At 32.6% G+C, this 26171-nt stretch carries 29 protein-coding genes and 1 pseudogene; 19 read left to right on the plus strand and 11 right to left on the minus strand.

The window, feature by feature from the left end; translation table 11 throughout:
* Positions 1-108: 108 nt before the first annotated feature.
* The 7 genes from AN960_RS12555 (at position 109) to AN960_RS12580 (ending at position 6104) form a co-directional block, all read left to right on the plus strand.
* Complete coding sequence (locus AN960_RS12555) at positions 109-1044, plus strand: DUF1835 domain-containing protein (RefSeq protein ID WP_056471849.1); 936 nt, start codon at positions 109-111, stop codon at positions 1042-1044.
* 15 nt (positions 1045-1059) lie between these two features.
* Positions 1060-1527, plus strand: a complete 468-nt coding sequence (locus tag AN960_RS12560) for an NUDIX hydrolase (RefSeq protein ID WP_056471853.1) — start codon at positions 1060-1062, stop codon at positions 1525-1527.
* A 21-nt stretch (positions 1528-1548) separates the two neighbouring features.
* On the plus strand, positions 1549-2523 hold the full coding sequence (locus tag AN960_RS12565) for a DMT family transporter (protein ID WP_056471856.1): 975 nt from the start codon (positions 1549-1551) through the stop codon (positions 2521-2523).
* A gap of 86 nt (positions 2524-2609) precedes the next feature.
* The gene (locus AN960_RS12570) at positions 2610-3542 is read left to right on the plus strand and encodes a DNA-3-methyladenine glycosylase family protein (protein ID WP_056471859.1); all 933 of its coding nucleotides are present in this window, start codon (positions 2610-2612) and stop codon (positions 3540-3542) included.
* A gap of 380 nt (positions 3543-3922) precedes the next feature.
* Complete coding sequence (tnpB, locus tag AN960_RS12575) at positions 3923-5056, plus strand: IS200/IS605 family element RNA-guided endonuclease TnpB (RefSeq protein WP_056471861.1); 1134 nt, start codon at positions 3923-3925, stop codon at positions 5054-5056.
* A gap of 211 nt (positions 5057-5267) precedes the next feature.
* The gene (locus tag AN960_RS24030; RefSeq protein ID WP_082459496.1) at positions 5268-5462 is read left to right on the plus strand and encodes an excalibur calcium-binding domain-containing protein; all 195 of its coding nucleotides are present in this window, start codon (positions 5268-5270) and stop codon (positions 5460-5462) included.
* A 228-nt stretch (positions 5463-5690) separates the two neighbouring features.
* Positions 5691-6104, plus strand: a complete 414-nt coding sequence (locus AN960_RS12580; RefSeq protein WP_056471864.1) for a hypothetical protein — start codon at positions 5691-5693, stop codon at positions 6102-6104.
* Positions 6105-6260: 156 nt separating this feature from the next.
* Here AN960_RS12580 and AN960_RS12585 read toward each other — a convergent pair whose 3' ends face one another.
* The 6 genes from AN960_RS12585 to AN960_RS12605 all read right to left on the minus strand — a co-directional run bounded on the left by AN960_RS12585 (position 6261) and on the right by AN960_RS12605 (position 11655).
* Complete coding sequence (locus AN960_RS12585) at positions 6261-7769, minus strand: flavin monoamine oxidase family protein (RefSeq protein WP_056471865.1); 1509 nt, start codon at positions 7767-7769, stop codon at positions 6261-6263.
* A gap of 158 nt (positions 7770-7927) precedes the next feature.
* Positions 7928-8068: a lmo0937 family membrane protein gene (locus AN960_RS24480; RefSeq protein WP_216600079.1), complete on the minus strand. Its 141-nt coding sequence runs from the start codon at positions 8066-8068 to the stop codon at positions 7928-7930.
* A 129-nt stretch (positions 8069-8197) separates the two neighbouring features.
* Positions 8198-9019 (minus strand): NAD(+) synthase, encoded by an 822-nt coding sequence (nadE, locus tag AN960_RS12590; RefSeq protein ID WP_056471870.1) that lies wholly within the window; start codon positions 9017-9019, stop codon positions 8198-8200.
* On the minus strand, positions 9016-9645 hold the full coding sequence (nadD, locus tag AN960_RS12595) for a nicotinate (nicotinamide) nucleotide adenylyltransferase (RefSeq protein ID WP_056471873.1): 630 nt from the start codon (positions 9643-9645) through the stop codon (positions 9016-9018). The genes nadE and nadD overlap by 4 nt, the downstream gene beginning before the upstream one ends.
* Positions 9638-11107: a nicotinate phosphoribosyltransferase gene (locus tag AN960_RS12600; RefSeq protein WP_056471875.1), complete on the minus strand. Its 1470-nt coding sequence runs from the start codon at positions 11105-11107 to the stop codon at positions 9638-9640. Before AN960_RS12600 ends, nadD begins: the two co-directional genes overlap by 8 nt.
* Complete coding sequence (locus AN960_RS12605) at positions 11104-11655, minus strand: cysteine hydrolase family protein (protein ID WP_056471877.1); 552 nt, start codon at positions 11653-11655, stop codon at positions 11104-11106. Before AN960_RS12605 ends, AN960_RS12600 begins: the two co-directional genes overlap by 4 nt.
* A gap of 268 nt (positions 11656-11923) precedes the next feature.
* Here AN960_RS12605 and AN960_RS12610 point away from each other — a divergent pair, with 268 nt between their 5' ends.
* The 3 genes and pseudogenes from AN960_RS12610 (at position 11924) to AN960_RS12620 (ending at position 13922) form a co-directional block, all read left to right on the plus strand.
* Positions 11924-12373 (plus strand): GNAT family N-acetyltransferase, encoded by a 450-nt coding sequence (locus tag AN960_RS12610; RefSeq protein ID WP_056471880.1) that lies wholly within the window; start codon positions 11924-11926, stop codon positions 12371-12373.
* An 89-nt stretch (positions 12374-12462) separates the two neighbouring features.
* A pseudogene (locus AN960_RS12615) lies at positions 12463-12678 on the plus strand (RtcB family protein); the annotation flags it as partial.
* Positions 12679-12962: 284 nt separating this feature from the next.
* The gene (locus AN960_RS12620; RefSeq protein ID WP_056471885.1) at positions 12963-13922 is read left to right on the plus strand and encodes an RtcB family protein; all 960 of its coding nucleotides are present in this window, start codon (positions 12963-12965) and stop codon (positions 13920-13922) included.
* Between the two features lie 584 nt (positions 13923-14506).
* Here the strand turns inward: AN960_RS12620 and AN960_RS12625 are convergent.
* The gene (locus AN960_RS12625; protein ID WP_056471888.1) at positions 14507-14995 is read right to left on the minus strand and encodes a GNAT family N-acetyltransferase; all 489 of its coding nucleotides are present in this window, start codon (positions 14993-14995) and stop codon (positions 14507-14509) included.
* Between the two features lie 146 nt (positions 14996-15141).
* Between AN960_RS12625 and AN960_RS12630 the strand changes: the two genes are divergently transcribed.
* Both AN960_RS12630 and AN960_RS12635 read left to right on the plus strand, forming a co-directional pair.
* Positions 15142-15504, plus strand: a complete 363-nt coding sequence (locus tag AN960_RS12630; RefSeq protein WP_056471892.1) for a VOC family protein — start codon at positions 15142-15144, stop codon at positions 15502-15504.
* Between the two features lie 338 nt (positions 15505-15842).
* The gene (locus AN960_RS12635) at positions 15843-16607 is read left to right on the plus strand and encodes a 2-phosphosulfolactate phosphatase (protein ID WP_056471895.1); all 765 of its coding nucleotides are present in this window, start codon (positions 15843-15845) and stop codon (positions 16605-16607) included.
* Positions 16608-16621: 14 nt separating this feature from the next.
* Here the strand turns inward: AN960_RS12635 and AN960_RS12640 are convergent, their stop codons facing one another.
* Positions 16622-17884 carry a hypothetical protein gene (locus AN960_RS12640; protein ID WP_056471898.1) on the minus strand — a complete coding sequence of 421 codons (1263 nt, stop codon included), beginning with the start codon at positions 17882-17884 and terminating at the stop codon, positions 16622-16624.
* 157 nt (positions 17885-18041) lie between these two features.
* Between AN960_RS12640 and AN960_RS12645 the strand changes: the two genes are divergently transcribed.
* Positions 18042-18458: an NUDIX hydrolase gene (locus AN960_RS12645; protein ID WP_056471900.1), complete on the plus strand. Its 417-nt coding sequence runs from the start codon at positions 18042-18044 to the stop codon at positions 18456-18458.
* Between the two features lie 47 nt (positions 18459-18505).
* Here the strand turns inward: AN960_RS12645 and hpt are convergent, their stop codons facing one another.
* Positions 18506-19033: a hypoxanthine phosphoribosyltransferase gene (hpt, locus tag AN960_RS12650; RefSeq protein WP_056471903.1), complete on the minus strand. Its 528-nt coding sequence runs from the start codon at positions 19031-19033 to the stop codon at positions 18506-18508.
* A gap of 173 nt (positions 19034-19206) precedes the next feature.
* On the opposite strand from hpt, the gene AN960_RS12655 reads away from it, so the two are divergent.
* Entirely contained in the window at positions 19207-20751 is a 1545-nt protein-coding gene (locus AN960_RS12655; RefSeq protein ID WP_082459489.1) for an FAD-dependent oxidoreductase, read from the plus strand.
* A 133-nt stretch (positions 20752-20884) separates the two neighbouring features.
* On the opposite strand, the gene AN960_RS12660 is transcribed toward AN960_RS12655, so the two are convergent.
* Positions 20885-21763 carry a LysR family transcriptional regulator gene (locus AN960_RS12660; protein ID WP_056471906.1) on the minus strand — a complete coding sequence of 293 codons (879 nt, stop codon included), beginning with the start codon at positions 21761-21763 and terminating at the stop codon, positions 20885-20887.
* A gap of 142 nt (positions 21764-21905) precedes the next feature.
* Here AN960_RS12660 and AN960_RS12665 point away from each other — a divergent pair, with 142 nt between their 5' ends.
* Positions 21906-22655: an SDR family NAD(P)-dependent oxidoreductase gene (locus AN960_RS12665; RefSeq protein ID WP_056471909.1), complete on the plus strand. Its 750-nt coding sequence runs from the start codon at positions 21906-21908 to the stop codon at positions 22653-22655.
* A gap of 48 nt (positions 22656-22703) precedes the next feature.
* Here AN960_RS12665 and AN960_RS12670 read toward each other — a convergent pair whose 3' ends face one another.
* Positions 22704-23237, minus strand: a complete 534-nt coding sequence (locus tag AN960_RS12670; RefSeq protein ID WP_056471913.1) for a GNAT family N-acetyltransferase — start codon at positions 23235-23237, stop codon at positions 22704-22706.
* 147 nt (positions 23238-23384) lie between these two features.
* Here AN960_RS12670 and AN960_RS12675 point away from each other — a divergent pair, with 147 nt between their 5' ends.
* The 4 genes from AN960_RS12675 (at position 23385) to AN960_RS12690 (ending at position 26107) form a co-directional block, all read left to right on the plus strand.
* Positions 23385-24059, plus strand: coding sequence for a toxoflavin lyase-like VOC family protein (locus tag AN960_RS12675; RefSeq protein WP_056471916.1), 675 nt, complete (start codon positions 23385-23387; stop codon positions 24057-24059).
* Between the two features lie 37 nt (positions 24060-24096).
* Positions 24097-24546: a VOC family protein gene (locus AN960_RS12680; protein ID WP_056471919.1), complete on the plus strand. Its 450-nt coding sequence runs from the start codon at positions 24097-24099 to the stop codon at positions 24544-24546.
* Positions 24547-24808: 262 nt separating this feature from the next.
* A complete protein-coding gene (locus AN960_RS12685; RefSeq protein ID WP_056471922.1) occupies positions 24809-25153 on the plus strand; it encodes an SHOCT domain-containing protein in 345 nt (114 codons plus the stop codon).
* 42 nt (positions 25154-25195) lie between these two features.
* Positions 25196-26107 carry an AEC family transporter gene (locus tag AN960_RS12690; protein ID WP_056471923.1) on the plus strand — a complete coding sequence of 304 codons (912 nt, stop codon included), beginning with the start codon at positions 25196-25198 and terminating at the stop codon, positions 26105-26107.
* The last annotated feature ends 64 nt before the right edge of the window (positions 26108-26171 follow it).

The following is a 26171-nucleotide window of genomic DNA, read 5'->3' on the forward strand; positions in this document are numbered from 1 at the left end:
AAGAAGAATTAAGAACTTAATTAAATGATCTTGTTATCATACATTACATCAATTATAAAGTAATGTATTTTCTTTTTAATTAAACTATTGGGGAGAGTAGATGAATAGATGAATCATATTGTAAATGGTGATGTTGTTGGAGGAAAACTAAAATCTTTAAATGGTAATATGGTCGTATGGAGAGAAATGTATGATTTTGGACCACTTCATCAAGATTGGACTTTAGAAGAAACATATAAAAGAAGAGCAGAATTCTTTGAACAAAAACTACAAATTCCTTTGAGTTTTTTTATTGAAAATTGCAAAAGCCAATATCAATTATTAAATGAACTATCTCGTTCTGAGGAAGTTGTTCTATGGTTCGAACATGATCGATACGATCAGGTGACGATCCTCTATTTATTATCGGAATTATCGGCACTAGGATTTCAAAAAATTTCGATGGTTAGTATAAATGAATATGAAGGCATTGTACCATTTCACGGATTAGGTCAATTATCAACAGAACAATTAATTGAATTACTTCCAACTAGACAGGAAATTACAAACGTACAAATAGAAGAAGCATGTGCTGGATGGAAAGCTTATTGTTCAGATAATCTAGATGAACTGAATGAATTTATTCAAAAATGTCATGCGCTTCCGTTTTTAAAGCACGCATTATTAAGTCATATGACATATTTTCCTTCTCAACAAAATGGATTAAATGAAATAGAATTTTTAGCATTATCAATGATCAATGAAGGTATCAACTCTTTTGCAGAACTATTTAATAAGCTCGTAAGACAAAGAACAAATGATGGATTAAGCGATTTATATTTTGCAGCCATTCTAAATGAATTAATGAAAGGTGATTACCCATTAATAAGTAGTGACAGTGAATTACCAAGTTATAAACAACATAACCCTAAAGCAAAAATTGGTTTAACTAGATGGGGATTAGACGTACTAACGGGAAGAACAAATCGAATGAATTTAGTTGGAATAGACTGGTGGGTTGGAGGAGTACATTTAGTTGAAAAATCCTCTAATCAAAATATGTAAGGTCAGGTATTAATCATGGATGTTGTATTTAAATCAGAGAACAGAGTATTTAATTTAAGGGTTGCGGGTATTTGGATTGAAAATGGTCATGTCTTAATTCATAGACTAGCAACTGACACAATTTGGTCTTTACCTGGTGGGCGAATACAATTCAATGAGGAATCACATTTAAGCTTAAAAAGGGAGTTTATTGAAGAATTAGGAATTGAAGTTGAAATTGATCGGATGATGTGGACAGTAGAAAATTTCTTTTCTTATAAAGGAAATGATATTCACGAAGTTGGTCTTTACTATAAAATAAAATCAGAGAATAAGCTTACTAGTACAATGAATGGATCATTTTACGGTAAGGAAGGTAATCGATTAATTTTTAAATGGGTAAGGATAGAGAATCTGGAAGAAATTGAATTATACCCTGAATTTTTGCGAAATAAACTAAAGGAAGTTTCAACCGAAAATCATTTTATCGTAAAAGATAATTGAAAACGTTATAGAGGTGGTAATATGCGCCCGATTTTATTAGGAGTATTAGCGGCATTTTTCTTTTCAATCACATTTATTTTAAACCGCTCGATGGAATTATCCGGTGGAAGTTGGATTTGGAGCGCATCTTTAAGATACTTTTTTATGGTTCCTTTTTTATTGATCATTGTAATAGCTAGAAGAAATTTTTATGATTTATTGAAAGAAATGAGAGGGAAATTAAAAAGTTGGATTATATGGTCAACAATTGGATTCGGTTTATTTTATGCACCAATATGTCTTGCAGCAGTTTATTCTCCAGGATGGCTAATAGCTAGTTCATGGCAGATAACGATTTTATCTGGGTCTCTATTAGCACCATTTTTCTTCATATCAGTTCAAACATCAAATGGAACCCGAAAGGTACGTGGGAAAATTCCTTTTAAAGGATTGGGAATGTCTTTACTAATCATATTTGGTATTTTATTAATGCAAGTTGAGTTAGCTACAAAAATAGCTATTTCAACAGTTTTAACAGGTATTTTACCAGTTATTATTGCCTCATTTGCATACCCACTTGGCAATCGGAAAATGATGGAAATATGTGATGGTAAGCTGGATGTATATCAACGCGTTTTAGGAATGACTTTAGCAAGTTTACCGTTTTGGATCATCCTATCAATCTATGGTTTATATACTGTAGGACTACCAAGTCAAAACCAAGTATCACAATCATTAATGGTAGCGATCTCATCGGGAGTAATTGCTACTGTATTATTTTTTCAAGCTACTGATTTAGTAAGGGGAAATATGCAAAAATTAGGTGCAGTAGAAGCAACCCAATCCATGGAAGTATTATTCACGGTAATTGGTGAAATGATCTTCTTATCATCAGCATCTCCATCAATTATTTCTTGGTTTGGAATGGTTATTATAATGATTGGCATGATTTTACATAGTTATCTATCACAGAGGGGTAAGTCCGTACAGCAAGATAGGGAAACTGTTAATTTATGAAACGTTATTCAATGAAATTCAACTAACGAAAAAACTTCAAGTATATACTTTTTGAATGACTAACCTAGTGGAAAGAGGTGATTAATATGTATAAAGAATTCAATGAATCACTTGTATTAGATAAAAATAAGAATTCAGTATCCATCTTAACACCAAAAGATTTTAGTTTTAAAGAATGCTTAGTATTTTTGGCAAGATCAAAAAATGAGGTAGTCCATCAAGTTAATGGGGAATATTTTTTTAAACTTATTAAAATAGAAAATAGATTAATTTTACTAAAAGTAAGTAGTGCACATAACCAATTATTAATTGAATTTCCAGACCAAAATCCAAATGAAGAAATAAAAGTAGCTTCAGCAGCCTTTATATGGGAATTATTTGATTTAAACAGAGACCTAACCGAATTCTATCAATTAAGTAAAGAGAATCAAATGCTACAGTTGCTAATTGAACAGCATTTTGGCCTTCGCATAATTGGAATTCCGGATTTATTTGAAGCATTTACATGGGCAATTATGGGGCAACAAATCAATCTGTCATTTGCGTTTTCTCTGAAAAGAAGCTTTGTTGAAAAATATGGAGAAAGCTTTAGATGGAATGATGAAATTTTTTGGCTATTTCCAACTCCAGATGTAATATCCAAACTTGAAGTTTCTGATTTAACTAGTCTGAAATTTACAACACGAAAAGCGGAATATGTGATTGGGATTGCAAAATTAATGACAGAAGGATTCATTTCAAAAGAATCTCTCAATCGTTTAATTTCATACGAGAAAAAGTTAAATAAGTTATTAGAAATTAGAGGAGTTGGGAACTGGACTGCTGATTACGTTTTGATGAAATGTTTACAAGAGAAATCTGCGTTTCCAATTGCCGATGTAGGAATACATAATGCATTAAAAAATCAACTATCATTAGAGAAAAAACCTTCAATTGAAGAAATTAAGAAGATGGCTACAAAATGGAAGGGCTGGGAGGCTTACGTAACGTTTTATTTATGGAGATCATTATATTCCTAAATACATAATACAAAGTAAAGTTCACTAAAATTGAAAAATCCCCCTAAATTTCGATACATGATTGGTATTTATTGTTAAAATAATGTTGTAACAAGAATAATTGGGGGAAAAGCATGAAAAGACTTATTTTATCATTTTCCGAAAGAAGACTCCTTCCTCAATTACGTGCAGGTGTGATAACATCACCAGTAATAGGTGGTAGTTGAATGTCGGTTAGGCGTATGCTTAAAGGCTTTTTTTGTTGCCCGTTTCATATCTCAATGATCTATTCAGTCTTAAGTAAGATAAGGGCTGAGGTTACAATTATTTTAGATAGCGATAATCTGTATTCTTAATATATTACCATCTTGTGTTAGTTGTAATGAAGTGAGGTGAAAACAATGCTAGTCAATAAAGCATATAAATTCCATATCTATCCAACTAAAGAACAGGAAACCCTAATTGTTAAAACAATCGGATGTAGTCGTTTTATATTCAATCGCTTTTTAGGTCAATGGAAAGATGCATACAAAGAAACTGGCAAAAGATTAACATACAATTCTTGTTCTGCTGAATTAACACAGTTGAAAAAAGAGTTAATATGGCTAAAAGAAGTTGACAGCATTGCTCTTCAATCCTCACTGAAAAGCCTTAGCGATTCTTATTCACGATTCTTCAACAAGCAGAATAACGCACCACGCTTTAAGTCTAAAAAGAATCAAGTTCAATCCTATACAACAAAAGAAACGAATGGAAATATTGCCGTTGTCGAAAACAAAATAAAACTCCCTAAACTTGGTCTTGTTCGCTTTGCTAAAAGTCGTGAAGTACATGGTCGTGTTTTAAATGCGACCGTTAGACGTACTCCGAGTGGTAAATACTTTGTATCCATTCTTGCAGAAGTAGACGTACTACCACTGGTGAAAGCTGAATCATCGATTGGTATCGACTTAGGCATTACTGATTTTGCCATTTTGTCTGACGGAAGAAAAATTGACAACAATAAATTTACTGCCAAAATGGAAAAGAAACTAAAACGTGAACAGCGGAAACTTTCAAGACGTGCGTTACATGCTAAAAAGAATGGGGTTAATCTTTTTGATGCAAAAAACTATCAGAAACAAAAACGAAAAGTCGCTAGATTACACGAAAGAGTATTGAATCAACGTGACGATTTCCTTAACAAGTTGAGTACAGAAATCATCAAAAACCACGATATAATCTGTATTGAAACCTTGAAAATTAAGGGAATGTTACGTAATCACAAATTAGCCAAATCTATCTCTGATGTATCATGGTCTGCATTTGTATCTAAATTAGAATACAAAGCTACATGGTATGGTAAAACAATCATGAAAGTAAGTAAATGGTTTCCATCCAGCCAAATATGTTCTGATTGTGGGTACCAAGATTGCAAGAAATCTCTTGCAATCAGGGAATGGACCTGTCCTATTTGCCATCAACATCACGATCGAGATATAAATGCCAGTAAAAATATCCTAGCTGAAGGCTTACGAGCATTGGCTTTGGCATAAATAACCATAGAACCGTAGGAATCTACGGGGATAGCTTGGCAAATATGAGAAACCTCTGCTGGCAAAGAAATAACACTTGCAAGTATGCTCAGTTCCCAAGAATCTCCCACTTCAAACAACCAGTAAAGGTGTTAAGTGGTGAGTAGTTCAAGATTATGGTAATTATTCCTATGAAGCAGAGCTAAGAAGCTTACAAGCAACTGCTAAGCAGCTGGGTGTTGGTTTTTGGAGCAAAAATAAAACCAATCAAACAAAAACGAATAATTCGTCTAAAAATAATAAACAGTATTTTAAAAATTGCACGGACTTAAGAAAAATCTATCCAAATGGAGTACCAAAAGGGAATAAAGCGTACCAAGCACAACTGGATCGTGATCATGATAATTATGCGTGTGAAACAGAGTAAAAACACCTATTACTAGGTGTTTTTTATCTGATTAGGTCTGTTATTTTCGAATTAAATCCCTGAGTCTTGGAATTATTAAGTTTTGTCTTAAAAATTTTAAAAGAGCAGCAATTCTACAAAGGATTTTCGGTTTAATAATAGAATAGTATTAGTGCCTAAAAAATTATTTTTACAATCTTGTTTAATCATGACAAAATATAAATAAGAAAAATTGAAGAGGACGGGACTATGATTAAATTTTTTAAACGACTATTTAGTAAAGAAAAAACAAATCAAGTTACATTGCCATTAAAAGAAACTCGTTCCCTATCAAAAGTGGAAATCGAATATATTATTAGTGAGTTTACTGATAAACAGAATAAATTAGTAGGGGATATGAAAATAAATTCTGTTAATAATGCCGATATTGAGTTTAATGAACTAATCACAAATAGAATCACGAATAATTTAAAGTACAGAATACCTTTTTTAGAAATTGAGTTAATTTATTTAAATAATGTCTTAAGAGGAAAGAAAGTAAAATCAATAAAATATAAATTGTTTCATCAAGTCAGAGATACTGAAACGACAGAAATAACAGATATGGTTATAAATCAAGGATATTCTTTCGTTCCTTCAGTAGGTTATTTGAAAATTGGATAAAATTATAATGAAATCCCACAAGGTTATGTTCCTTGTGGGTTTTATGTTTTTCTTGAATTGCGTTTGGTATAAGTGGTTCAATTAATTGGCCATAGTATTTTGTACATAAAGCCATAATGCTCACTTTCTAAGGTTAGAAATCCAAAACTCTGATGGTTACCCTTGATTATGTGCCTCAAAATTCTCATTTGCCGTTGATTTAGGTAAATCGTTAACCTCATAAGCCACCCTTATTCCAGATTCGATTGCGCCTTGAATCCAACCTGGCGCTGTAGAAGTGTGATCACCAGCGAAATGGATTAGTCCTTCTGGAGTTGAAATATATGGAGCAATCTCTGTTTGCTGGTCAGGTTTGAAAATAGCAAAAGCTCCACCTGAAAAAGGATTTTCTGACCAACTAAATGTATTACCAGTAATAAACTCATTATATATTTCTTTACCGTAAATTCTGGATAAATCTTCTAGCGCATTCTCTATTTGTTCTTTTTCAGTTAAGCTATCCCAAATTGATGCATTATCTTCCCATGTATAGCTAGCTAATATGACGCCTGGGCCCTCTGAGCCAACGGATTGGCTTGGGAAATAGGAATAACGAACAGGTAAATCAGAAATCATTTTTCCACCAATATTACCTGTTTTCTCCCAAAATCTAGTTTTAAATTGTAATCCAATTTTAGTCGAAGGAACATAATGTAATTGTCGAATTGCTTTATATTTGTTATAAGAAAATAAATCGCGTGGAATGATTTCAACGAAGTTTAGTAAAGAAAAAGGTATGGTAATGATGGCTAAGTCTCCAGTTACAGTATATGCCTGCGAGGTTTGTGTATCCTCTGTATGAATCGTTACAGAAGAATCGTGTTGTTCAATTTTTTTCATTTTTTGATTTAAAAAAATATTTTCTTTTAATTCAGGTAGGAATGAATACGGTAAGTGATCATTTCCACCTTTTATTTCATAAAATTTTAGTCCAGGAGTAAATAGAATCATTACTTCTCGAAGTAAGGCAGTGAATGAAAGCTCAGGAAAGCCTTCCATCCCAAGCATAACCTTAATCATATCAATGGCTCCAACTGATAATGTTCTACCATATGGATTGTATTTTAAATAATATTCCATTGAATAACGATCAAGTAATTTAATAACGATTTCCCAATTCTTTTTTGGATTCTTTTTAATAAAGTCAGTTACAGGTTGCATGGCGTATTGAGCCAAATATTCAGCTGTTTTACCTTTTTCAGATGGTGAAGTAGGGAAGTTAAGAATGTCGGGATTTTCTTCATACAGCTTTTGAATGGTTCTTACATTGTTTACGTATATAATATCGTTTGGAGTACTATTAATGAATTCTTCTAAAGGGAGGTTAAATTTCTTAATATATTCTAAAACAAGCAAGTGAATAGATGGTAATCGCATTGCACCATTTTCCATATACTGTCCTGCATAAAAATTACGATTAGTAAAAATACGACCACCAATTCGATCATTTCCTTCGAGAACTGTTACTTCATGTCCTGCTCCTTTTAAAAGTGAAGCAGCTACTAAACCTGATATCCCAGCACCTACAATAATAATATTTTTAGGCTCAAGTGTTTTTGGTAGTCCTGTACGAATTGTTTGAAGCATTATTTCCATTGATATAGGAGGCTCCATACTAACTGGCATAATTTCGCTCCTCTATATTTATGACATTCATAGAAGTTTATTCAAAAATAGAAGAATATAGAAGAGGTTAAAAGCAGGATTAGGAATAGAAATGGCATAAGAAAAAGAGCTTGAAAAATCAAAGCTCTCGGTTTGTAGAAAATTCCCCTAAAAATTTGCTACTTTTTACGTCTAAATAGGTTAACGATAAATACAATAATTGCGATAATTAATAGAATATGAATTAGACCGCCTGCGATATGGAAAGTAAAAAAACCTAATACCCATAAGATTAAAAGAATAAAAAATAAAATCCACATAATATGAACATTCCTTTCTTGATGACTGTATTATTACGTTGTCCAATTTTAACTTTCATATCCATTTATTGAGCACAAAAGTGAAAAAGCTACCAAAATAGGTAGCTTTTTCGGGCTGTCTGAAATGTATTAAAATTTATCAAAAACAGTGTAAGGCATTTGTCTCTTATGTCTTGATTTATTAAACCATGATTCGATTTTTGCTTGAGAGTCACTATTAATTTCTTTGCCTTCTAAGTAATCATCGATATCATCGTATGTAACACCAAGTGCGACTTCATCTGCTAATTGAGGACGATCCTCTTCAAGGTCAGCAGTCGGAACTTTTTCATAAAGCTTTGGTGGACAATTTAATTCTTTTAGCAGCATCTTTCCTTGTCGTTTATTTAGACGGAAGATCGGACAAAGGTCTGAACCACCATCGCCATATTTAGTGTAAAAACCAGTAACAGCCTCAGCGGAATGGTCAGTGCCTAAGACAACACACCCATTCATAGCAGCAATGCTATATTGAGCTTTCATTCTTTCACGAGCCTTTTCATTACCTTTTGCAAAATCAGTAAGGTCTACGCCAATATCTTTTAATGTGTTAACACTAGCATCTACAGCAGCTTTAATATTCACTGTGTAGGTCTTAGTTGGTTGGATAAACTTTAACGCTTCCTGGCAGTCCTCTTCGTCCATTTGAACGCCATATGGTAATCGAATTGCGATAAATAGATAGTTTTTTTCTGATTGCTCACTATTTAATTCATCTATTGCGATTTGTGCAAGCTTACCAGTTAAAGTTGAATCTTGACCACCTGAAATACCTAATACAAATCCATTTAAAAAAGGGTGTTTTTTAAGATAGCTTTTTAGGAAATCAACACTTATTCTTACTTCCTCTTTAGGATCGATAACTGGCTTTACTTTCATTTCTTCGACAATTTCTTTTTGTAAACTGTTCAATCTTCATTCTCCTTTTGATACAGATTGTATTTTTTTATATAAGCGTAGCAATCCTCAGGTAATAAATATCTTGGCTCGCCACCTTTTGCAAACTCTTCTCGGATATATGTTGAACTAATTTCCATCGCTAATCCTTTATCAATTAGATGAAATCTTGAACCGTTATCATTGTTTCTTAATAAGGGAGAACGAGAGATGGTTTTTAACATATCAATTCCATCACGAGCCATTACAATGAATTTATTTTCGGAAACTAATTGGTCCCCGTATTTCCATTTTCCTTCTGCAATATCTTCTAGGAGATCAGCTCCCATTATGAAATAAACTTCATCTTCACTGTATTTCGCTTTAAAATGGTTCATTGTATAGTAAGTGAAAACTTCCCAAGCCTCTTTACTCATTTCATAATCGTCTGCAATAAACTTTGAGTTGTTTTGAATTGCCAGTTTTAACATATTCCAACGATGTTCATCAGTATTATGTAATTGTTTATCTCTTCTTTTTGAAGAGCATGGTAAAAAGATAACTTTGTCTAATTGACAACGATGAGCAATCGTACTTGCAGTCCATAAATGAACGTTTGTAATCGGATCAAACGAACTGCCATAAATCCCAATTTTAGCCATTTTTCATTTCCTCTGTTTTCTTTCTAGCTTCTGCTATTTTTTCCATTTTGTTATCCCAACATTTTTGACTTAAGTCTACTGGATATTCTTCAGGGTTTAATGCACGTTTGTATTCTTCCCAAAGTACACTTAAGTTGTTTTCAGCAAAATCCTGAATGTCTTTAATTGCAGGAACTTTGTAGACTAATTCACCTTTAGTAAAGATTTGGTGATGAAGTTCTCTAGCTTCAAAATTAGTTACAAACTTACTGATATATGGATGGATTGGGTGGAATAACTTTATTTTTTCCTCAGACCCTGGATCTTCATCTTCAAGGGCAATATAATCAGCCTCAGCGTGATGGTTCACTGTATTAATAATTCGATACAATTTCTTTAGTCCAGGAGTTGTTACTTTTTCAGGGTTTTGAGAAATTTTTATTGTATCGATCATTTTCCCATTTTCATCTTCAATACTTACTAATTTATAAACAGCTCCAAGGGCCGGTTGATCATATGCTGTAATAAGTTTTGTTCCTATTCCCCAAGAATCAATTTTTGCTCCTTGCGATTTTAAATTTAAAATTGTATATTCATCTAAATCATTCGAAGCAACAATTTTTGTATTTACGAAACCAGCTTCATCGAGCATTTTTCTAGCTTCTTTCGATAAATAGGCTAAGTCACCACTATCTAGTCTGATGGCTGCAAAGTTAATTTTATCACCTAGTTCTTTTGCGACTTTAATCGCATTAGGCACTCCACTTTTTAGTGTATCGTATGTATCAACTAGGAATGTACAGTTATAATGACGATCCGCATATTTTTTGAAAGCTATGTATTCATCTCGATATGCTTGCACGAGCGCATGTGCATGTGTACCTGAAACAGGAATGTTAAATAGTTTACCAGCACGAACATTACTAGTCGCATGGAATCCACCAATATAAGCGGCTCTTGCTCCCCAAATGGCAGCATCAAATTCTTGAGCACGTCTTGTTCCAAATTCCATTAACGTATCAGTACCAACGATATGTTTAATTCGTGAAGCTTTCGTAGCAATTAATGTTTGATAATTAACGATGTTTAATAACGCAGTTTCAATTAATTGCGCCTCTAGAAGTGGGGCCTCAACTCTTAAAATTGGTTCATTCCCAAATACTAATTCGCCTTCTTGAATTGATCTAATTGAACCTGTGAATTTTACACCAGACAAAAATTGAATATATTCATCCTTATATCCTAGTTCTTCTTTTAAATAGTCAAGATCTGAACTACTAAATTTAAAATTCTGCAGATAACTGATTATTTTTTCTAAACCTGCAAAGATTGCATATCCATTTCCAAATGGGAGTTTACGAAAATAAAGTTCAAAAATGGCATTTTTATTGTGAATATTGTCTCCCCAATAAGTTTCGGCCATATTAATTTGATAAAGGTCTGTATGAAGTGCAAGGCTATCATCTTGAAAGTTGTAATTCATCTTATTTCCGCCCCTAAAGTATTTTTGAAATGACTTAAAGCCCATTCATGCCCAGCTGCATTAAAGCTTGCAACAGCCTGCTGGTGAACGACTATTTTATACCCCTTATTATAAGCATCGACCGCGGTATGTAATACACAAATATCAGTGCAAACTCCTATTAAATGAAGTTCGTTTATGCCTCTTTCATTTAGTTTTATCTCAAGGTCTGTTCCGGCAAAAGCGGAGTAACGAGTTTTATCGAGCCATTGAACAGTTGAATTGCCCTTTGATGAATTGTATAAGCCCATTAATCCACCATATAAATCTCTTCCTTTAGTATGTCTAATATTATGAGGTGGGAATAATTTTGTTTCGGGATGAAACGGATCATTCTCATCATGGACGTCTACTGCAAATACAACATAATCTTGATTTTCTATGAAATTTTTAGTTAATTGAAGAATGCTTTGCTCAATAACTTGCGCAGGTTTACCACAAGTTAATGAACCAGCATCAGCTACAAAGTCATTCGTATAATCAATAATAATGAGCGCTTTTTTATCCATTTATTAATCACCCCAAATAATAAGAATGTTAATTTTTTCACATAATAGAAAAAATTAAATTAGTTTTTCATCTACAATATTATTATAAGTTAATTCAGATGAAAACCTAAATTTTGGAAATTTAATAGATCATTTTTATATTATTAACTTTACAATTAAAAATTACTATTTTTCGTAGGTTTTATAACCTTTGTATTGATTAGAGGAAATTAATGAAATGTACCGAACTAACTAGATAGATTAATTAACAGTTAGAAGAGGTGACATGATGGAAGTAGTTCGTGCAAAATTAGAGCATATTTCAGAAGTAGCGAATTTATTTGATCAGTACAGAATGTTTTATAAACAAGAAAGTAATTTAATTGGAGCGATTGATTTTATAACCGAGAGAATTAAAACACAAGATTCTGTTATTTTTCTTGTGAAAGAAGAAAATCAATCTATAGGATTTACTCAGTTATATCCTTCATTTTCTTCAGTATCAATGAAAAAGTTATGGATTTTAAATGATTTATATGTAACCGAAACAGCAAGGCAAAAAGGAGTAGCTCAATTGCTGTTAAATGCAGCAAAGAAATTTGCAATCGAATCGAACGCAAAAGCATTGGATTTACAAACTGCGATTGATAATAAATCGGCACAAGCATTATATGAAAAAAATGGCTATCAAGTTGATCAAGAATTTCTTTCGTATTCATTAAATTTAGAAAATCAATAAAATAGAATCTTTAAGAACTATTATCAAATGCTTTAAAATAGTTTAATAAAGTCAGGCCTTAAAATAAAACTAACTTGAAGGAGAAGACAATGCTTACAGTTAAAGGCTCATTTAATGAAGCTAAAATATTTACAGATAATGTGGAACAAGGAGCAATTGGGCAAATTATTGAACTATGTAATCAAGAGTTCGTGAAAAGTTCTAAAATTAGAATTATGCCAGATACTCATGCAGGTAAGGGATGCACGATTGGAACGACAATGACGATTCAAGATAAAATCGTTCCAAATCTCGTTGGGGTTAACTAAAACGGCTCCAACGTTAAAAAACTCGCTCAATTGCTGGAAACCCTAACGTAAAATATAGTCGAGGGCAATCAGCAGCCAGAGGTTATGGTGACATAATCAAATGGTTCAGAGACTTGCACGTTGTTAGCAGACGATTGTGCAGAATTATTCTACTTGCTAATCTCGGATGGAATAGTTAACACGGCGAGCCTACATAAGGAGCTGCATACTCCGATGACTGTAGAGAAGGTATAGTCCACTCTCTAGGAAATTAGAGGTTAACGTACGATATAGGTTGCGGAATGGAAACAATAAGAGTTTCACAAAAAGATATCGATTTTCAAAAACTAGATGCTGTCATTCGTAAACATGTTCCATCAGGGTTTTCAATTCGAAATAATAAGCATGATTTTGTGAAGAAAATTGATTTTTCACAGCTGTACTGCTTTAAAGAATTAAATGAAACAAGAACAAAGCTTAGCTTGGGCTCACTTGGTGGTGGAAATCATTTTATTGAGTGCAATTCTGATGAGGACGGAAATATTTATTTTGTTATACATTCCGGAAGCCGAAATTTAGGTAAAGTTGTAGCGGAATTTTATCAGAAAAAGGCGTATGAATTATTAAAGAGCCAGTCCGAAAATCGTTCAAAAGTCATTCAGCAATTAAGAGATGAAGGACGTGAAAAAGAAATTGAAGCTGCATTAAAAAACCTTCCTTCGCTATATATTCCAAAGGATCTAGCGTATTTAGAAGGAGTTTGGTTTGATCGATATATGCACGATATGGCGATTGCCCAAGAATATGCCTTATGGAACCGTAAGGCAATGATGGATGAAATCATAAAGAATATGAATTTAACAGTGGTTGAACAATTTACAACTGTTCATAATTATATTGATATCGAAAATATGATTCTGCGTAAAGGGGCAATTTCTGCTCAAAAAGGTGAGAAAGTATTGATTCCGATCAACATGCGAGATGGTAGTTTGATTGCAATCGGAAAAGGAAATCCAGATTGGAATTACTCGGCTCCTCATGGTGCAGGTCGAATTCTCAGTCGCACAAAGGCAAAGGCAACTCTTTCACTTGATGAGTTTAAAGAAACAATGAAGGATGTTTGGAGTACTTCAGTTTTAGAGAGTACACTAGATGAAAGTCCAATGGCATATAAGGAAATGAAAGAAATCATTGAAAATACTAAGGATGCGATTGATGTTATTAAAGTCATTAAACCACTTTATAATTTCAAAGCAAATTAATTCTAACTATATTACAAAATAAAGCCACCTATATGGTGGCTTTAAATTGGTAATGTACTATTTATGAGTAAGTGATTTTCAATATTTAGCCAATATACTACCCCATGAACCCGCTATGAGGAAGTAAAAATCAACATTAAGCCAATATACTACCTCATGAACCCGTTATGAGGTAGTAAAAATCAACATTAAGCCAATATACTATCATGAACCCGTTATGAGGAAGTAAAAATCAGCATTCAGCTAATATGCTACCTCATGAACCCGTTATGAGGAAGTAAAAATCAACATTAAGCCAATATACTACCTCATGAACCCGTTATGAGGAAGTAAATATCAACATATATCCTATGTACTACCTCATAAACCCGTTAGGAGGAAGTACATATCAATATTAAGCCAATATACTACCCCATGAACCCGTTATGAGGAAGTAAAAATCAGCATTCAGCTAATATGCTACCTCATGAACCCGTTATGAGGAAGTAAAAATCAACATTAAGCCAATATACTACCTCGTGAAACCGTTATGAGGAAGTAAAAATCAACATATATCCTATGTACTACCTCATAAACCACTTAAATTAATTTTCTATAATTTCATACGTATCAAACTCTTGAATTGTCTTTTTATTCTCATCTACTCTTTCAGTAAAGTTTCCTTTTGTATAATAATGAATTACATTTCTCCAAAAAGCTTTAGCAGGTTCATTTTTTTCAATTTGTGAGATACTCCATTTTCCAGGAAACAGATTGAAAAGTTCTATTGCTACTTTTTTGCCAAAACCATGCCCTTTATATTTTTCAATTATAAAAAACTCTTCTATACAATTTGAAGTGGATTCTGATGTAGTTTCAATTAAAGCGAAGCCGATTAATTCTTCTTTATACAACACAAAAAAAGCGTGATAATCTTGTTCCTGCCAGTATTTTTCCAAGTTAAACTTATGAAAAAATCCATTTTCTCCAAGTTTAATTTCAGGAAGATATTTAGTGAATTCATAAATATAAAATTGCATTAAATTGTGTAATTTTGATTCCTCTTCTTTTTTTACCTTAACGATTTTAATCAAAATTTCTCCTCCAATGTTTAGTTTCAATATTTATAAATAATTGACTATTTATAATGAAATCCCTTTATTTTAAGCATGAAATTATAAAAGGAAATAGTTTACAAATGTTGAATAAATAGTAGGTAGTAAAAAAGGAGGACTTAGCTATGTCAGAGCATTTTAAAAGAATTGATACAGTTTTTCTGCAAGTAACTGATTTTGAGAAAGCAGTAGATTGGTATTGCTCGGTATTGGGTTTTACGATTAGATGGAACGATCCGATAAATGGATATGCTGCATTAAATATTGGGGAAACACCATTAACGCTTGTGAGAAAAACAAATCAAGTAGAAAATCTGAATACGCATATGAGTTTTAATTTTTATACTCCAAATATCGAACAAGCTTATAGTCATTTAAAAGAACACGATGTAGAATTAGAGCAATTGAATGAAGATGGAACGTTTAAATGGTTTGAATTTAAAGATTTAGAAGGAAATCGTTTAGGTGTGTGCTCTTTTCCTGAATAAAAAAGTAAGAAAGTAAATAACTTAGCGTTCTATTATCCTAATGAGCCGATGAATACTACTAAAAATAGTTTAGTCTTTACAGAAGTTACATATCGTTAAACGTTTCAGACTGCCCGACAAACGCTCGCTTTCTTCGTTACTTTGCCAGTTGAGCAGTGCTCATTACCGTCTAGGGTAACTCCGCTTCTCACCAGACTTTGTGCCTCGAATGACAAGCGCTTGCAATCAGTCGGGAAATCAATTTGTTTAACTTTGTCTTCTCACTGATGCAATACTAATAAAGAGTATTGCTTTTTCTATGGATGACGATTTTAAAAGTTAATAAAGGGGGTGGATAAATGTTCAATCAATCTAATTATGAATGCCGTGTCGAGTGGGGAAAAAGGGGGGCTAGGGAAGCAGCGGAAAGAGGGGATATCACAATTATTGTTGATGTTCTTAGTTTTTCATCGACTGTTGTTTCAGCAGTAGTTCAAAACGCAATCGTCTACCCATATCCACCAAATTTAGATGGGAAAGCTTATGCTAAAAAGATCGGAGCGGAGTATATTTTAGGAAGAAATGAAGCGGCTAGTTTAGGGAAAGCAACTCTCTCCCCGGTCTCATTTACTAAAAGTCATGCCAATAATAAATTCGTTTTATGTTCATTAAATGGGGCATTTTGTTCATGGATCGCTTCAAAGGTGCCCGCGTTATTAATTGGTTCTTTACTTAATGCATCTTCGGTTGCAAGTTTGGCTAATCGCCTAAAAAACGAAAACAATGTTAATATAACAGTCATTCCGTGCGGTGAGGTTTGGAATGATTTACATGAAAATGAGGACGCACTTCGACCTTCAATTGAAGATTATTTAGGAGCAGGAGCAATTTTAGCAGAGTTAGAAGGAACGAAATCACCTGAAGCGGAAGTCTGTATTGGTGCGTTTCTTCATTCGAAACATAAAATTAAAGAATTGATTTGGGAATGTGGAAGTGGAAGAGAGTTAAGAAAGAGGGGCTTTGAAGATGATGTTACGCATTGTAGTCAGTTAAACCGTTTTAAAGTAGTTCCAGTTTTACAAAATGATTGCTTCGTTAATGGTCTTGAAATAGAAAAAGGATGAAACTAATTCATCCTTTATTTACGCTCAAAAATAGAATATGAACTAACATTTTTTAATAAAATTTTAGGTTTACTACCATCCAAATTGGCGATCCATACATTACCGACAACATCTAATTCGCCTTTTCTAGTCCATGTTATTTTATTGGAAGACTTAGAGTAGACTGGGTTATAATCTCCTTTTCCAATTGGTGGACTAGTTATTTTTAATTGTTTATGAGTAGTAAGATTAATCACATTTAATGATGGTTTAGGTCGTTTCTTTTCATCATTTGACCACTCACTTTCTTTTACTCTTGAAACAACGATCGATGTATCATCACACCATGTAAATCCTAATTCAGCAAAATGTGGTGGTGTTATATTTGTGGATGTAAATGCTGGCATTTCAGTAATATTCATCTTTTTATTTTTGTATCCGAAAACTAATCTGCCCCCACCTGCAATGTATCCTAATATATTTTTAGTTTGAGCCCATTTTGGATTATCTAAATGTAAAATAATTTCAGCTTGAACTTCAAAAACCTTTCCATCTGAAGAAATGATACAAAGCATGTCACTATCCATAGACCAAGAAGCTGTTGGATTAACAATAAAAGAGATCCATTTTTGATCAGGTGAAAATTGAAATGTTGACGCATTTATAGACGGAATGGAAGTATTGCCTTTTGTTAGAGTTTTTGGAACAACAAAAAATTGTTTAACATTGTTTGTTACGCTAGTAATATTTTTTAAATCCTTTGGTAAGGTGATTTTATATAAAACTGGATTTGTCCAACCGCCCGGATTTAGTGCTGCGGGTGATGAAGCTATAAAGCCCTTACCATTTGGAATCCAATTATAATCATCCACACCTAGTGCAATATTGTAAAAATTTTTAAAATCAGAGACATTCAACACACCACTATCTAGAAAAGCAAAAATATTTTTAGTAGGGGACCATTTAGGATTCTCACCATCGGAAATAATCCTTTGTTCTTTTTTTGTTTTCATATTATAAATCCATATTTCTGAGCGAGTAGGATAAGATGCTGTAGGACCAGTTGGTATTTCTTTTTGGTACATTAAGTAATTTCCATTAAATGACCACTCGGGTTGATTCGAATAAACCCCTTTTGCTTTTGTTATTTTTTCCTCTTTATTATTTAATTTTATCCAAACATATCCATCGCGAATAAACGCAATTTTTAATGAGTTAGTAGTCGTTTCGGCGTAACTAAAGTTCGGAAAAATTAAACAAACAACGATCAAGAAAGAGAGTAGAAATTTGCGATTCATAAATTCACCCCGTTTAATTATTTTGATTTATTTTTCCCAAGAAATTATATAAATATCAAAAGGGCGAAATTGTTAAGTCAATCATTTTCAGGCCGGATAATACATTAAATGATTGAATAGCTAAGTTATATAAAGTAACTAAAAGAGGTGGCTTTTCATGGAGAAATGGATTGGGGCAGCGGGTATTTGTATTAATCGTAAAGGGCAGATTTTAATGGTTCTTCAAGGAAAACCTGATGAAAAAAAGCTTTGGGCTGTTCCATCAGGCGGTTTAGAAAAAAATGAGTCGCTTGATGAGTGTTGTAAAAGAGAGGTTCTCGAAGAAACAGGATATGAAGTTGAAGTAATGGAGCAATTGTTTATTAAAGAAGATATCTCGTATGGTTTTCAAGTAGAAGTACATTATTTTGAGGTTAGAATTATTGGAGGTTATGCTAAGATCCAAGACCCTGATCAATTAATATATGAAATTGCTTGGAAATCAACAGAGGAAATTCTTGAATTAGAGCTTAGTTTTCCGGAGGATCGAAACTTAATAATAAACTTAATTAATAAAAAAGTTAACAAGGAATAAATTAAAAAGCCGTTTGATTAAAAATCAATCGGCATGTTTTTTTAAAATTAATATTCTTCTACAGTTGCGATATACGGTAGATTTCGATACTGCTGCGCATAATCAATTCCATAACCAACGATAAACTCATCTGGAATGACAAAACCTACATAATCAACCGGTAAATCGATTTTTCTTCTTTCAGGTTTATCTAATAAAGTACAAATCTTAATCGATTTTGGCTTATGCATTTGAAGATGATCGCGTAAAAAGTGTAAAGTTAGACCACTATCAATGATATCTTCAATTACCACCACGTTTTTATCTGTGATATTCTCATCTAAATCCTTTAGAAGTCGGACTTTTCCAGTTGATTCAGTTTGGTTACTATAACTGGAGACAGAAATAAAGTCTACATTAATATTACTCTTCATTTCACGAACTAAATCAGCTGCAAATACAAAAGATCCTTTTAATACAACTACAAGGATAAGGGGTTCGTTATTAAAGTCATGTTCAATTTGTTTAGCAAGTGATTTTACTCTATTTCTTAAATCTGTTTCGGAAATTAAAGTGTCTTTAATTCTATAAGCCATGTACATTACCCTCTTTACTAATTATTAACTATTTTTTTACTTTGTTAGATGAGCATTCATCATTATCTCCATTTTAACAATATTTACTAATTTGTAGTATTAAAAAGTTAGATTAATGAACATTCATCAATTTGGTAATAATAACCACATAACCAAAATGGAGGTATTCAAAGATGAATGAAAAGATTGATTATAATGGCTTGCCGAAACACTCAAAGCCAATATGGAGAAGTGGACTAAATATCCCTACTTTTGAACCATATAACGATGGCGAAGAGTTTGATGCAGTAATCGTTGGTGCCGGAATAACGGGAATTTCAACCGCATATTTTTTAACGCAAGCGGGAATGAAGGTTGCTTTACTTGAAGCGAATAAAATTATAAATGGAACAACTGGTCATACGACAGCAAAAGTAACGGCTCAGCATGATTTAATTTATGATGAACTAATTCAACATTTTGGATTAGAAAAGACAAAAATCTTTTATCATTCTACTAAAAATGCAATGGATTTTATTCGGAAATATACGAATGATAACCAGATAGAATGTAATTATGAGACCCAAGATGCAACAATTTATACGACTTCAGATGATTATGTAAGAAATCTAGAAAATGAGTTAAAAGCTTACGAAAAGTTAGGAATTGACTCATTTGGAGCAGTAAAAACATTATTACCTTTTGATACAAAATATTCGATTACAATGAGGGATCAGGCACAGTTTCATCCATTAAAATACTTGATTCATTTATTAAAAGCCTCAATTGAAAATGGATTAAAGATTTATGAAGAAACTGTAGTCATTGATGTTGAAACCGGCAACTGTCCAGTTGTAGTCACTCAAAGTGGAAGAAAAATTAAATGTAAGCATGTTGTTAGTGCATCCCATTTTCCTTTTTACGATGGGAATCAAATGTTTTTTACGAAATTACATGCTGATCGTTCCTATGCCCTAGCTGCAAAAGTAAAAACAGCTTATCCAGGAGGCATGTACATAAGTGCGGAAAATCCAAAAAGATCACTAAGATCATTTAAATATAATAATGAAGAATTAGTACTAATTGGTGGGGAAAGTCATAAAACTGGTGTTGAAACTCGTACAATGAGTTTTTATGAAAATTTAAAGCTCTTTGGTGAAGAAACCTTTGGAATTGAAGATGTTAAATTCAGATGGTCTGCCCAAGATTTAATCACTTTAGATAAAATGCCATACATTGGGAGACTATCATCATCATCAAAACATCAAAACATTTACGTTGCCACAGGTTTCCGTAAATGGGGTATGACAACTGGAACAGTCTCTGCCCAGTTAATTAGTAATTTAGTTTTAGGAAAAGAAGCTGTTGATGCTGATGTATTCACTCCTTCGAGATTTCAAGCAGATCCAAGTATCAAACATTTCTTAATGCAAAACATAGATGTAGCTAAACACTTAATTGAAGGAAAATTAGAACCTGTTTCTAGAAAAATAGAAGAGTTATACAATGATGAGGGCTCAGTAGTAACACTAGATGGGAAAAGAGTTGGAGCATATAAAGATGTAAATGGTAAAGTTCATTGTGTAGACACAACTTGTACTCATTTGGGTTGTGAAGTCGAGTGGAATAATGGTGAAAAATCATGGGATTGTCCTTGCCATGGCTCAAGATTTTCAATTTATGGTGAAGTATTAGAAGGGCCAGCCGATCAACCTTTAAAACAAGTTTTTGTTCAATAACTTTAAAATAGTTGATTATGAGGGATTTCTCAAAAAGTGAGAGATCCCTTATTATTTGCCAGTGGTCAATTAGAAGATTGATTAGATTCACATTGCTACTCATACTGTTTTAAACCCATAAAACAACCGAACCTTAAATTTCTAAAGATAATCTGTTCAAAAATGTTTTAGCGGCTTGCGATGAAAATTTTCCATCGTGTCGAACCCAACCATAATGAACAGGTAAAGGATTAGGTAATTTAATTTCAATTGGAACAAGGCCATTATTTTTCAAAAATGAAAAGTCTAAACCGATTGTTAAGCCTAAACCGCTCATTACCGCGTTTTCAATAGCGACAGTATTATTCGTCGTAAATAAAATATTTGTCTTCCCAAATTTAGAAATGTATTCTTCTACGAAATTTTTGATAATTGGATCGTCATAAAGAATTAGCGTTTCTTGTTGCAGTTTTTCGGGGGAGAGCGATTTTAGAGAAGATAAAGGTGAAGTTGAGCTAACCCCTACGACCATTTTACCTTCGAGTAATCTTTCATATATTAATCCACTGTTTTTAGGGATTAAATCCTCGGATACTATTAACCCAATGTCAATTTTGTGGGACTGAATACTTTCGATAATTTCATTTGGTCCCCTTTCAAAAATTTCTATTTTTACATTTGGAAAATCTTGTTTAAAACGAGAAACAGTATTAATAAGTAGGTGAGTTGGACCAGGAATCGTTGCAATTCTAAGTTCACCTGATAAAGTATTTTTAAAATCATTTGCTTCTTCTTTTAACTCATTTACTTTCATTAAAATTTCGGTTGCTTTCTCAATAATTACTTTTCCTTCACAAGTAGGTATAGCACTTTGACCTCTAGAACGTGTGAAAAGGGATACACCTAGTTCGTTCTCCAACAATGAGATGGATTGGCTAATTGCAGATAAAGTGATATGTGATTTTTGGGCTGCCAAAGTTAGTGATCCCGATTTTGAAACCTCAATAATATATTGTAATTGTTCAAGATTCATGTTTTTCTCCTATATTAAGTTTAAGTGAATTATTAGTAAGTATAACTAAATTTTATTTAATATAAAACGTTGATACAATTAAGTTGTAATAAAGTTCTACACATATATAAATCATTTATTAGATCTTAAGGGGGAAAACATAATGACAACAAAAAGAGTAGCAGTAATCACAGGTGGAGCTAGTGGTATCGGGAAAGAAACAGCTTTAAAATTTGCACGAAAAGGCGACCAAGTTGTTGTTGCAGACTTCAATGAAGAACTAGGAAATGAAGTAGTTGATCTAATTAAAGCTGAAGGTGGAGAAGCAATATTCGTAAAAACGGATGTTTCTAAATTTGAGGATGTTGAGGGCTTAATTAAAAAAACAGTTGAAACATTTGGCCGTATCGATGTGATGTTTAATAATGCAGGGATTGGTGCGAATTCACCATTAGTTGATATGAATTTAGACGTTTATAACAAGACGATTGCCGTTAATCAACACGGTGTTGCATATGGTATTATGGCTGCTTCACGTAAAATGAAAGAGTTAGGGATTAAAGGTGTGATTATAAACACAGCATCTGTATTTGGATTTTTAGCTTCACATGGTACTTTTGCTTATCATGCAACGAAGGGTGCTGTAATTATGATGACGAAATCAGCAGCTCTTGAATTAGCTGAATATGGTATACGAGTTGTTGCAGTTGCACCTGGCGCAGTTGATACACCAATCATTCAAGGATATAAAGACAAAGGAATTATTGATATGATGAAAGCAAAAGTAATGGGCAATAAATTAACAGGGCCAGAGCAAATTGCTGACACAGTTTACTTACTTTCTTTAGAAGAAGCAAGTGCAATTAACGGTAGTGTAGTAATGGCAGACGAAGGGTATGCATCTTTCAAATAAATAAAATTAAGGCTGTCTAATTATATTTAGGCAGCCTTTTATTCTAATTTAATTGTACTCCATCACATAACAATCTCTATATTCGCCTTCATGTAACTCATGTTTCGGAAGTAATCGGATTTTTTTAAATCCACATTTTTCGTAGCATTTAATCGCGCGTTCATTCCATGTTTGTGGATCTACTACTACTTTCTTTGCGTTTTGATTATTAACTAAGAAATCCACCAACGATGAGACAAGTAAACTCCCAATCCCACGATTCCAAAAATCAGTTTCTCCAATAAATTGATCCATTCCGTAAATAACTTCACTTGTATTTTCATATCCATAATCAATTTTTGATTCTTCGTCTAACTTATAAAATTGTATATAGCCTATATCAATATTTTCATAAACTATAATACACATTTGAATAGAGGGATCTTTCGTAAAAAAAATACTTTTAACTTTTTCAGCGTTGAATGGATTATCACGACCTTCATAATATTGAAGAACTTTAGGATTCGAAAGCCATTTTGCAAGTAGTTGAACATCACTTTCATTTAATTGACGAATAGTAAGATTATTTTTTTTGAAAATCACGTACAAACCTCCTTCTATTTGGAGTTAAAGTTAATTAAATCATATCATCTTGGAGATAATCTTGAGAGGTAAAAATTCAGAATTTTTCAAAACCAAAGAACTTAGTGCTAAAATATAAATACTTAAATGAATAAGTAGGTGATTGATATGTTAATCAATAAAGTAGTTTTACAAACTGGCCAACTAAATAAAACGAAAGAATTTTATATTAACCACTTAAAATTCAACTGCCTAAGCATGAAGAGTAATAGCTTCACAATTGAAGTAGGAGAAAGTTTATTAGAGTTTGTAGAAACAAATGAAGACACTAATCCCTTCTATCACTTCGCTTTCAATATTTCATCAAATCACTTTCAAGAAGCAAAGAGATGGGCCCAATCTTTTGTAAAATTAACAATAGAAGATGGACTTGATGAAATTTACTTTGAATTTTTAGATGCGCATTCATTTTATTTTGAAGATCCTTCTGGAAATATTGTGGAGTTTATTTCGAGGCACTCTATTTCACCGAAGAGTGCTAAACCATTCTCTATTCAATCAATCATAAATATTAATGAGATAAACCTAACTACACTTGATGTATTTCCAGTAGGTAAGCAATTAATCTCTAATGGTATCTTAGTAAGAAATAATAAAGAAATGGTAAATAGTTTGAATTTTATGGGGGCAAAAGGTTGTTACATTCTTTTAGGACCGCCAAATAGAAAATGGTTATTTTCAAATAAGCAGGCTGAAATTTTTCCGGTCGTCATTACAGTCGATAATGAGAAGATAATTAAAGTAAGTGATCGTGGGGAAATAAAGATTAATAGGATAAAGTAATCCAAAATTAATTCATTTGATGAGAGGGGAAAAAGTGATGATTAAAAGTATATATGAAACTCATTTAGAAGTGAGAAATTTAGAAGAATCCATTATGTTTTACGAAAAACTAGGTATTAGGCTTGCTCATAAAATTGAAGAAAGAAGAGTAGCTTTCTTTTTAATTGGTGAGGACAAACAAATGCTCGGTCTATGGGAAGTAGAAAAAGGTAAGGAATTTCACAAAGGTCACTTTGCTTTTGGAGTAAGTCTACATGAACTAGAGAATAGTATTGAATGGCTAAAAGAGAGAGGGATTCAACCAACTGAAAACTTTTTCGGACTAAATCCAATTGAACCAGTTGTACATACTTGGATGCCAGCAGCAAGTGTTTATTTTCGAGATCTTGATGGAAATAGTTTAGAATTTATTTCACTTCTTGATGGAGAATCTGTAAAAACAAATGAAGTTCTCTATTTAAGCGAATGGAAAGAAAAATATTCATAATAACTCTTTTGATTTTTGTATGAAAAGTAGTGTGAAATCATTTTATACAAACCTGACAGGTTGAATATAAAATTGTGTAAATAAGTTAATAAAAAAAATTAAAAAATCACCTAATTAGGTGGTTTTTTATTTTGGCAATAGGTATTTAAACATAATTTGTCGAATATAGTATTTCGAAAGCAAAATAATATTTTATCAGATTTAAAGGTCAAAGCTTCTATTTCATTCTGAAAGTAATTTTAAAATGAAAAGAGGTGGAAATTTGAGAAAAATTCGAGTTAAGCCAAGTAAAGGGCAGTCATTTTTTGGTTTAATGGTTGGCATTATTTTTATCATCCTCGGTTTTACAATTGTAATACCACAAGCTGGTTTGTTCGGATTGTTATGGACTGGAATTGCTCTAATGATTACGATTATTAATGGATATAACGTTTTTAGTGATCGTGGTATATCAAATTATGAAGTAAATGTTGAAGAGTATATTACAAGAGAAAATGAGGACTTTGAAGTGAAACTTCGTAAATTAAATAAATTAAAAAATGACGGGGTGATCACTGAAAATGAATTTCAGAAACAAAAGGAAAAAGTTTTTAACCGAGATATGTAGAAAAAATAAAAAGCGGTTTATCATCTGAAAGAAGGAAAAGAAATGGTCATAAAATTACTACTAGAAGTTATGCTACCTCTATTTTTTTATGTTATATTAGGCTATATATTTAATCGTCTTTTTAAACTTCACTTACGTACTTTAACAACCCTCTTAGTTTATTTATTTCTTCCAGTAGCAGTATTTATTAAAATATACGATAGTCCGTTATCTGGTAAAGTTGCAGGTGGTGTTTTATTTTACTTGGTTATCCAATTTGTCTTCATGTCCCTAATCTCAACATTAATATGCAGATGGAGAGGAATTGAAAAATCTATGCAAGGTACATTTGCTAATAGCATCGCTTTAAATAATTCAGGAAATCTTGGATTACCAGTAAATGCGTTAGTATTTAAAAATGATCCTTTTGCATTGAGTATTGGAGTTTTAATCGTTTTGTTTCAAAATATAATGACATTTACTGTTGGTGCATATAATGCAGAGGCTTCGGTCCAAATGAAAGAAGCAGTTATGAAAATGCTTAAGCTACCAATCATATATAGTGTAGCACTTGGTTTTATCCTTCAAATATCTCATGTGAAACTAAATCATGAATTAGTTACCATTTTAAATCCTATTACTGAATCATTCGCCCCATTTGCGTTAATTACACTTGGAGCTCAATTAGCTGAATCGGGGAAAGAAATTAGCTGGAACAATTTAGCGATTAGTAACTTCTTAAGATTAATTGGTGGTCCGATTATTGCGTTTGCTCTTATAAAAATTTTCGGTTTTGAAGGCGTAATTGCCAAAGCCCTCTTTATAGGTAGTGCCTTTCCAAGTTCAAGAAACAGCGCATTACTATCCTTCAAAGGTCCGCATGCAAGTTTTGCAGCACAAACTGTTATTACCTCAACTATATTAAGTAGTCTAACTTTACCAATCGTAATACAGCTTGCTAGTACGTTCTTTTAATGTGTTTAAAAATTCATTCCTATTCCTAGAAGTTCACCTCGGTAAAAATGCATTTCATCTTTTA

The sequence above is a fragment of the Bacillus sp. FJAT-25509 genome (assembly GCF_001420605.1).
Taxonomy (GTDB): Bacteria; Bacillota; Bacilli; order Bacillales; family Bacillaceae_G; genus Gottfriedia.

Coding starts and splice junctions, on each gene's coding strand:
- AN960_RS12555 (WP_056471849.1), top strand. CDS start 109: ATGAATCATATTGTAAATGGTGATGTTGTTGGAGGAAAACTAAAATCT.
- AN960_RS12560 (WP_056471853.1), top strand. CDS start 1,060: ATGGATGTTGTATTTAAATCAGAGAACAGAGTATTTAATTTAAGGGTT.
- AN960_RS12565 (WP_056471856.1), top strand. CDS start 1,549: ATGCGCCCGATTTTATTAGGAGTATTAGCGGCATTTTTCTTTTCAATC.
- AN960_RS12570 (WP_056471859.1), top strand. CDS start 2,610: ATGTATAAAGAATTCAATGAATCACTTGTATTAGATAAAAATAAGAAT.
- tnpB (WP_056471861.1), top strand. CDS start 3,923: ATGCTAGTCAATAAAGCATATAAATTCCATATCTATCCAACTAAAGAA.
- AN960_RS12580 (WP_056471864.1), top strand. CDS start 5,691: ATGATTAAATTTTTTAAACGACTATTTAGTAAAGAAAAAACAAATCAA.
- AN960_RS12585 (WP_056471865.1), bottom strand. CDS start 7,769: ATGCCAGTTAGTATGGAGCCTCCTATATCAATGGAAATAATGCTTCAA.
- AN960_RS24480 (WP_216600079.1), bottom strand. CDS start 8,068: ATGTGGATTTTATTTTTTATTCTTTTAATCTTATGGGTATTAGGTTTT.
- nadD (WP_056471873.1), bottom strand. CDS start 9,645: ATGGCTAAAATTGGGATTTATGGCAGTTCGTTTGATCCGATTACAAAC.
- AN960_RS12600 (WP_056471875.1), bottom strand. CDS start 11,107: ATGAATTACAACTTTCAAGATGATAGCCTTGCACTTCATACAGACCTT.
- AN960_RS12605 (WP_056471877.1), bottom strand. CDS start 11,655: ATGGATAAAAAAGCGCTCATTATTATTGATTATACGAATGACTTTGTA.
- AN960_RS12610 (WP_056471880.1), top strand. CDS start 11,924: ATGGAAGTAGTTCGTGCAAAATTAGAGCATATTTCAGAAGTAGCGAAT.
- AN960_RS12620 (WP_056471885.1), top strand. CDS start 12,963: ATGGAAACAATAAGAGTTTCACAAAAAGATATCGATTTTCAAAAACTA.
- AN960_RS12630 (WP_056471892.1), top strand. CDS start 15,142: ATGTCAGAGCATTTTAAAAGAATTGATACAGTTTTTCTGCAAGTAACT.
- AN960_RS12635 (WP_056471895.1), top strand. CDS start 15,843: ATGTTCAATCAATCTAATTATGAATGCCGTGTCGAGTGGGGAAAAAGG.
- AN960_RS12640 (WP_056471898.1), bottom strand. CDS start 17,884: ATGAATCGCAAATTTCTACTCTCTTTCTTGATCGTTGTTTGTTTAATT.
- AN960_RS12645 (WP_056471900.1), top strand. CDS start 18,042: ATGGAGAAATGGATTGGGGCAGCGGGTATTTGTATTAATCGTAAAGGG.
- hpt (WP_056471903.1), bottom strand. CDS start 19,033: ATGGCTTATAGAATTAAAGACACTTTAATTTCCGAAACAGATTTAAGA.
- AN960_RS12655 (WP_082459489.1), top strand. CDS start 19,207: ATGAATGAAAAGATTGATTATAATGGCTTGCCGAAACACTCAAAGCCA.
- AN960_RS12660 (WP_056471906.1), bottom strand. CDS start 21,763: ATGAATCTTGAACAATTACAATATATTATTGAGGTTTCAAAATCGGGA.
- AN960_RS12665 (WP_056471909.1), top strand. CDS start 21,906: ATGACAACAAAAAGAGTAGCAGTAATCACAGGTGGAGCTAGTGGTATC.
- AN960_RS12675 (WP_056471916.1), top strand. CDS start 23,385: ATGTTAATCAATAAAGTAGTTTTACAAACTGGCCAACTAAATAAAACG.
- AN960_RS12680 (WP_056471919.1), top strand. CDS start 24,097: ATGATTAAAAGTATATATGAAACTCATTTAGAAGTGAGAAATTTAGAA.
- AN960_RS12690 (WP_056471923.1), top strand. CDS start 25,196: ATGGTCATAAAATTACTACTAGAAGTTATGCTACCTCTATTTTTTTAT.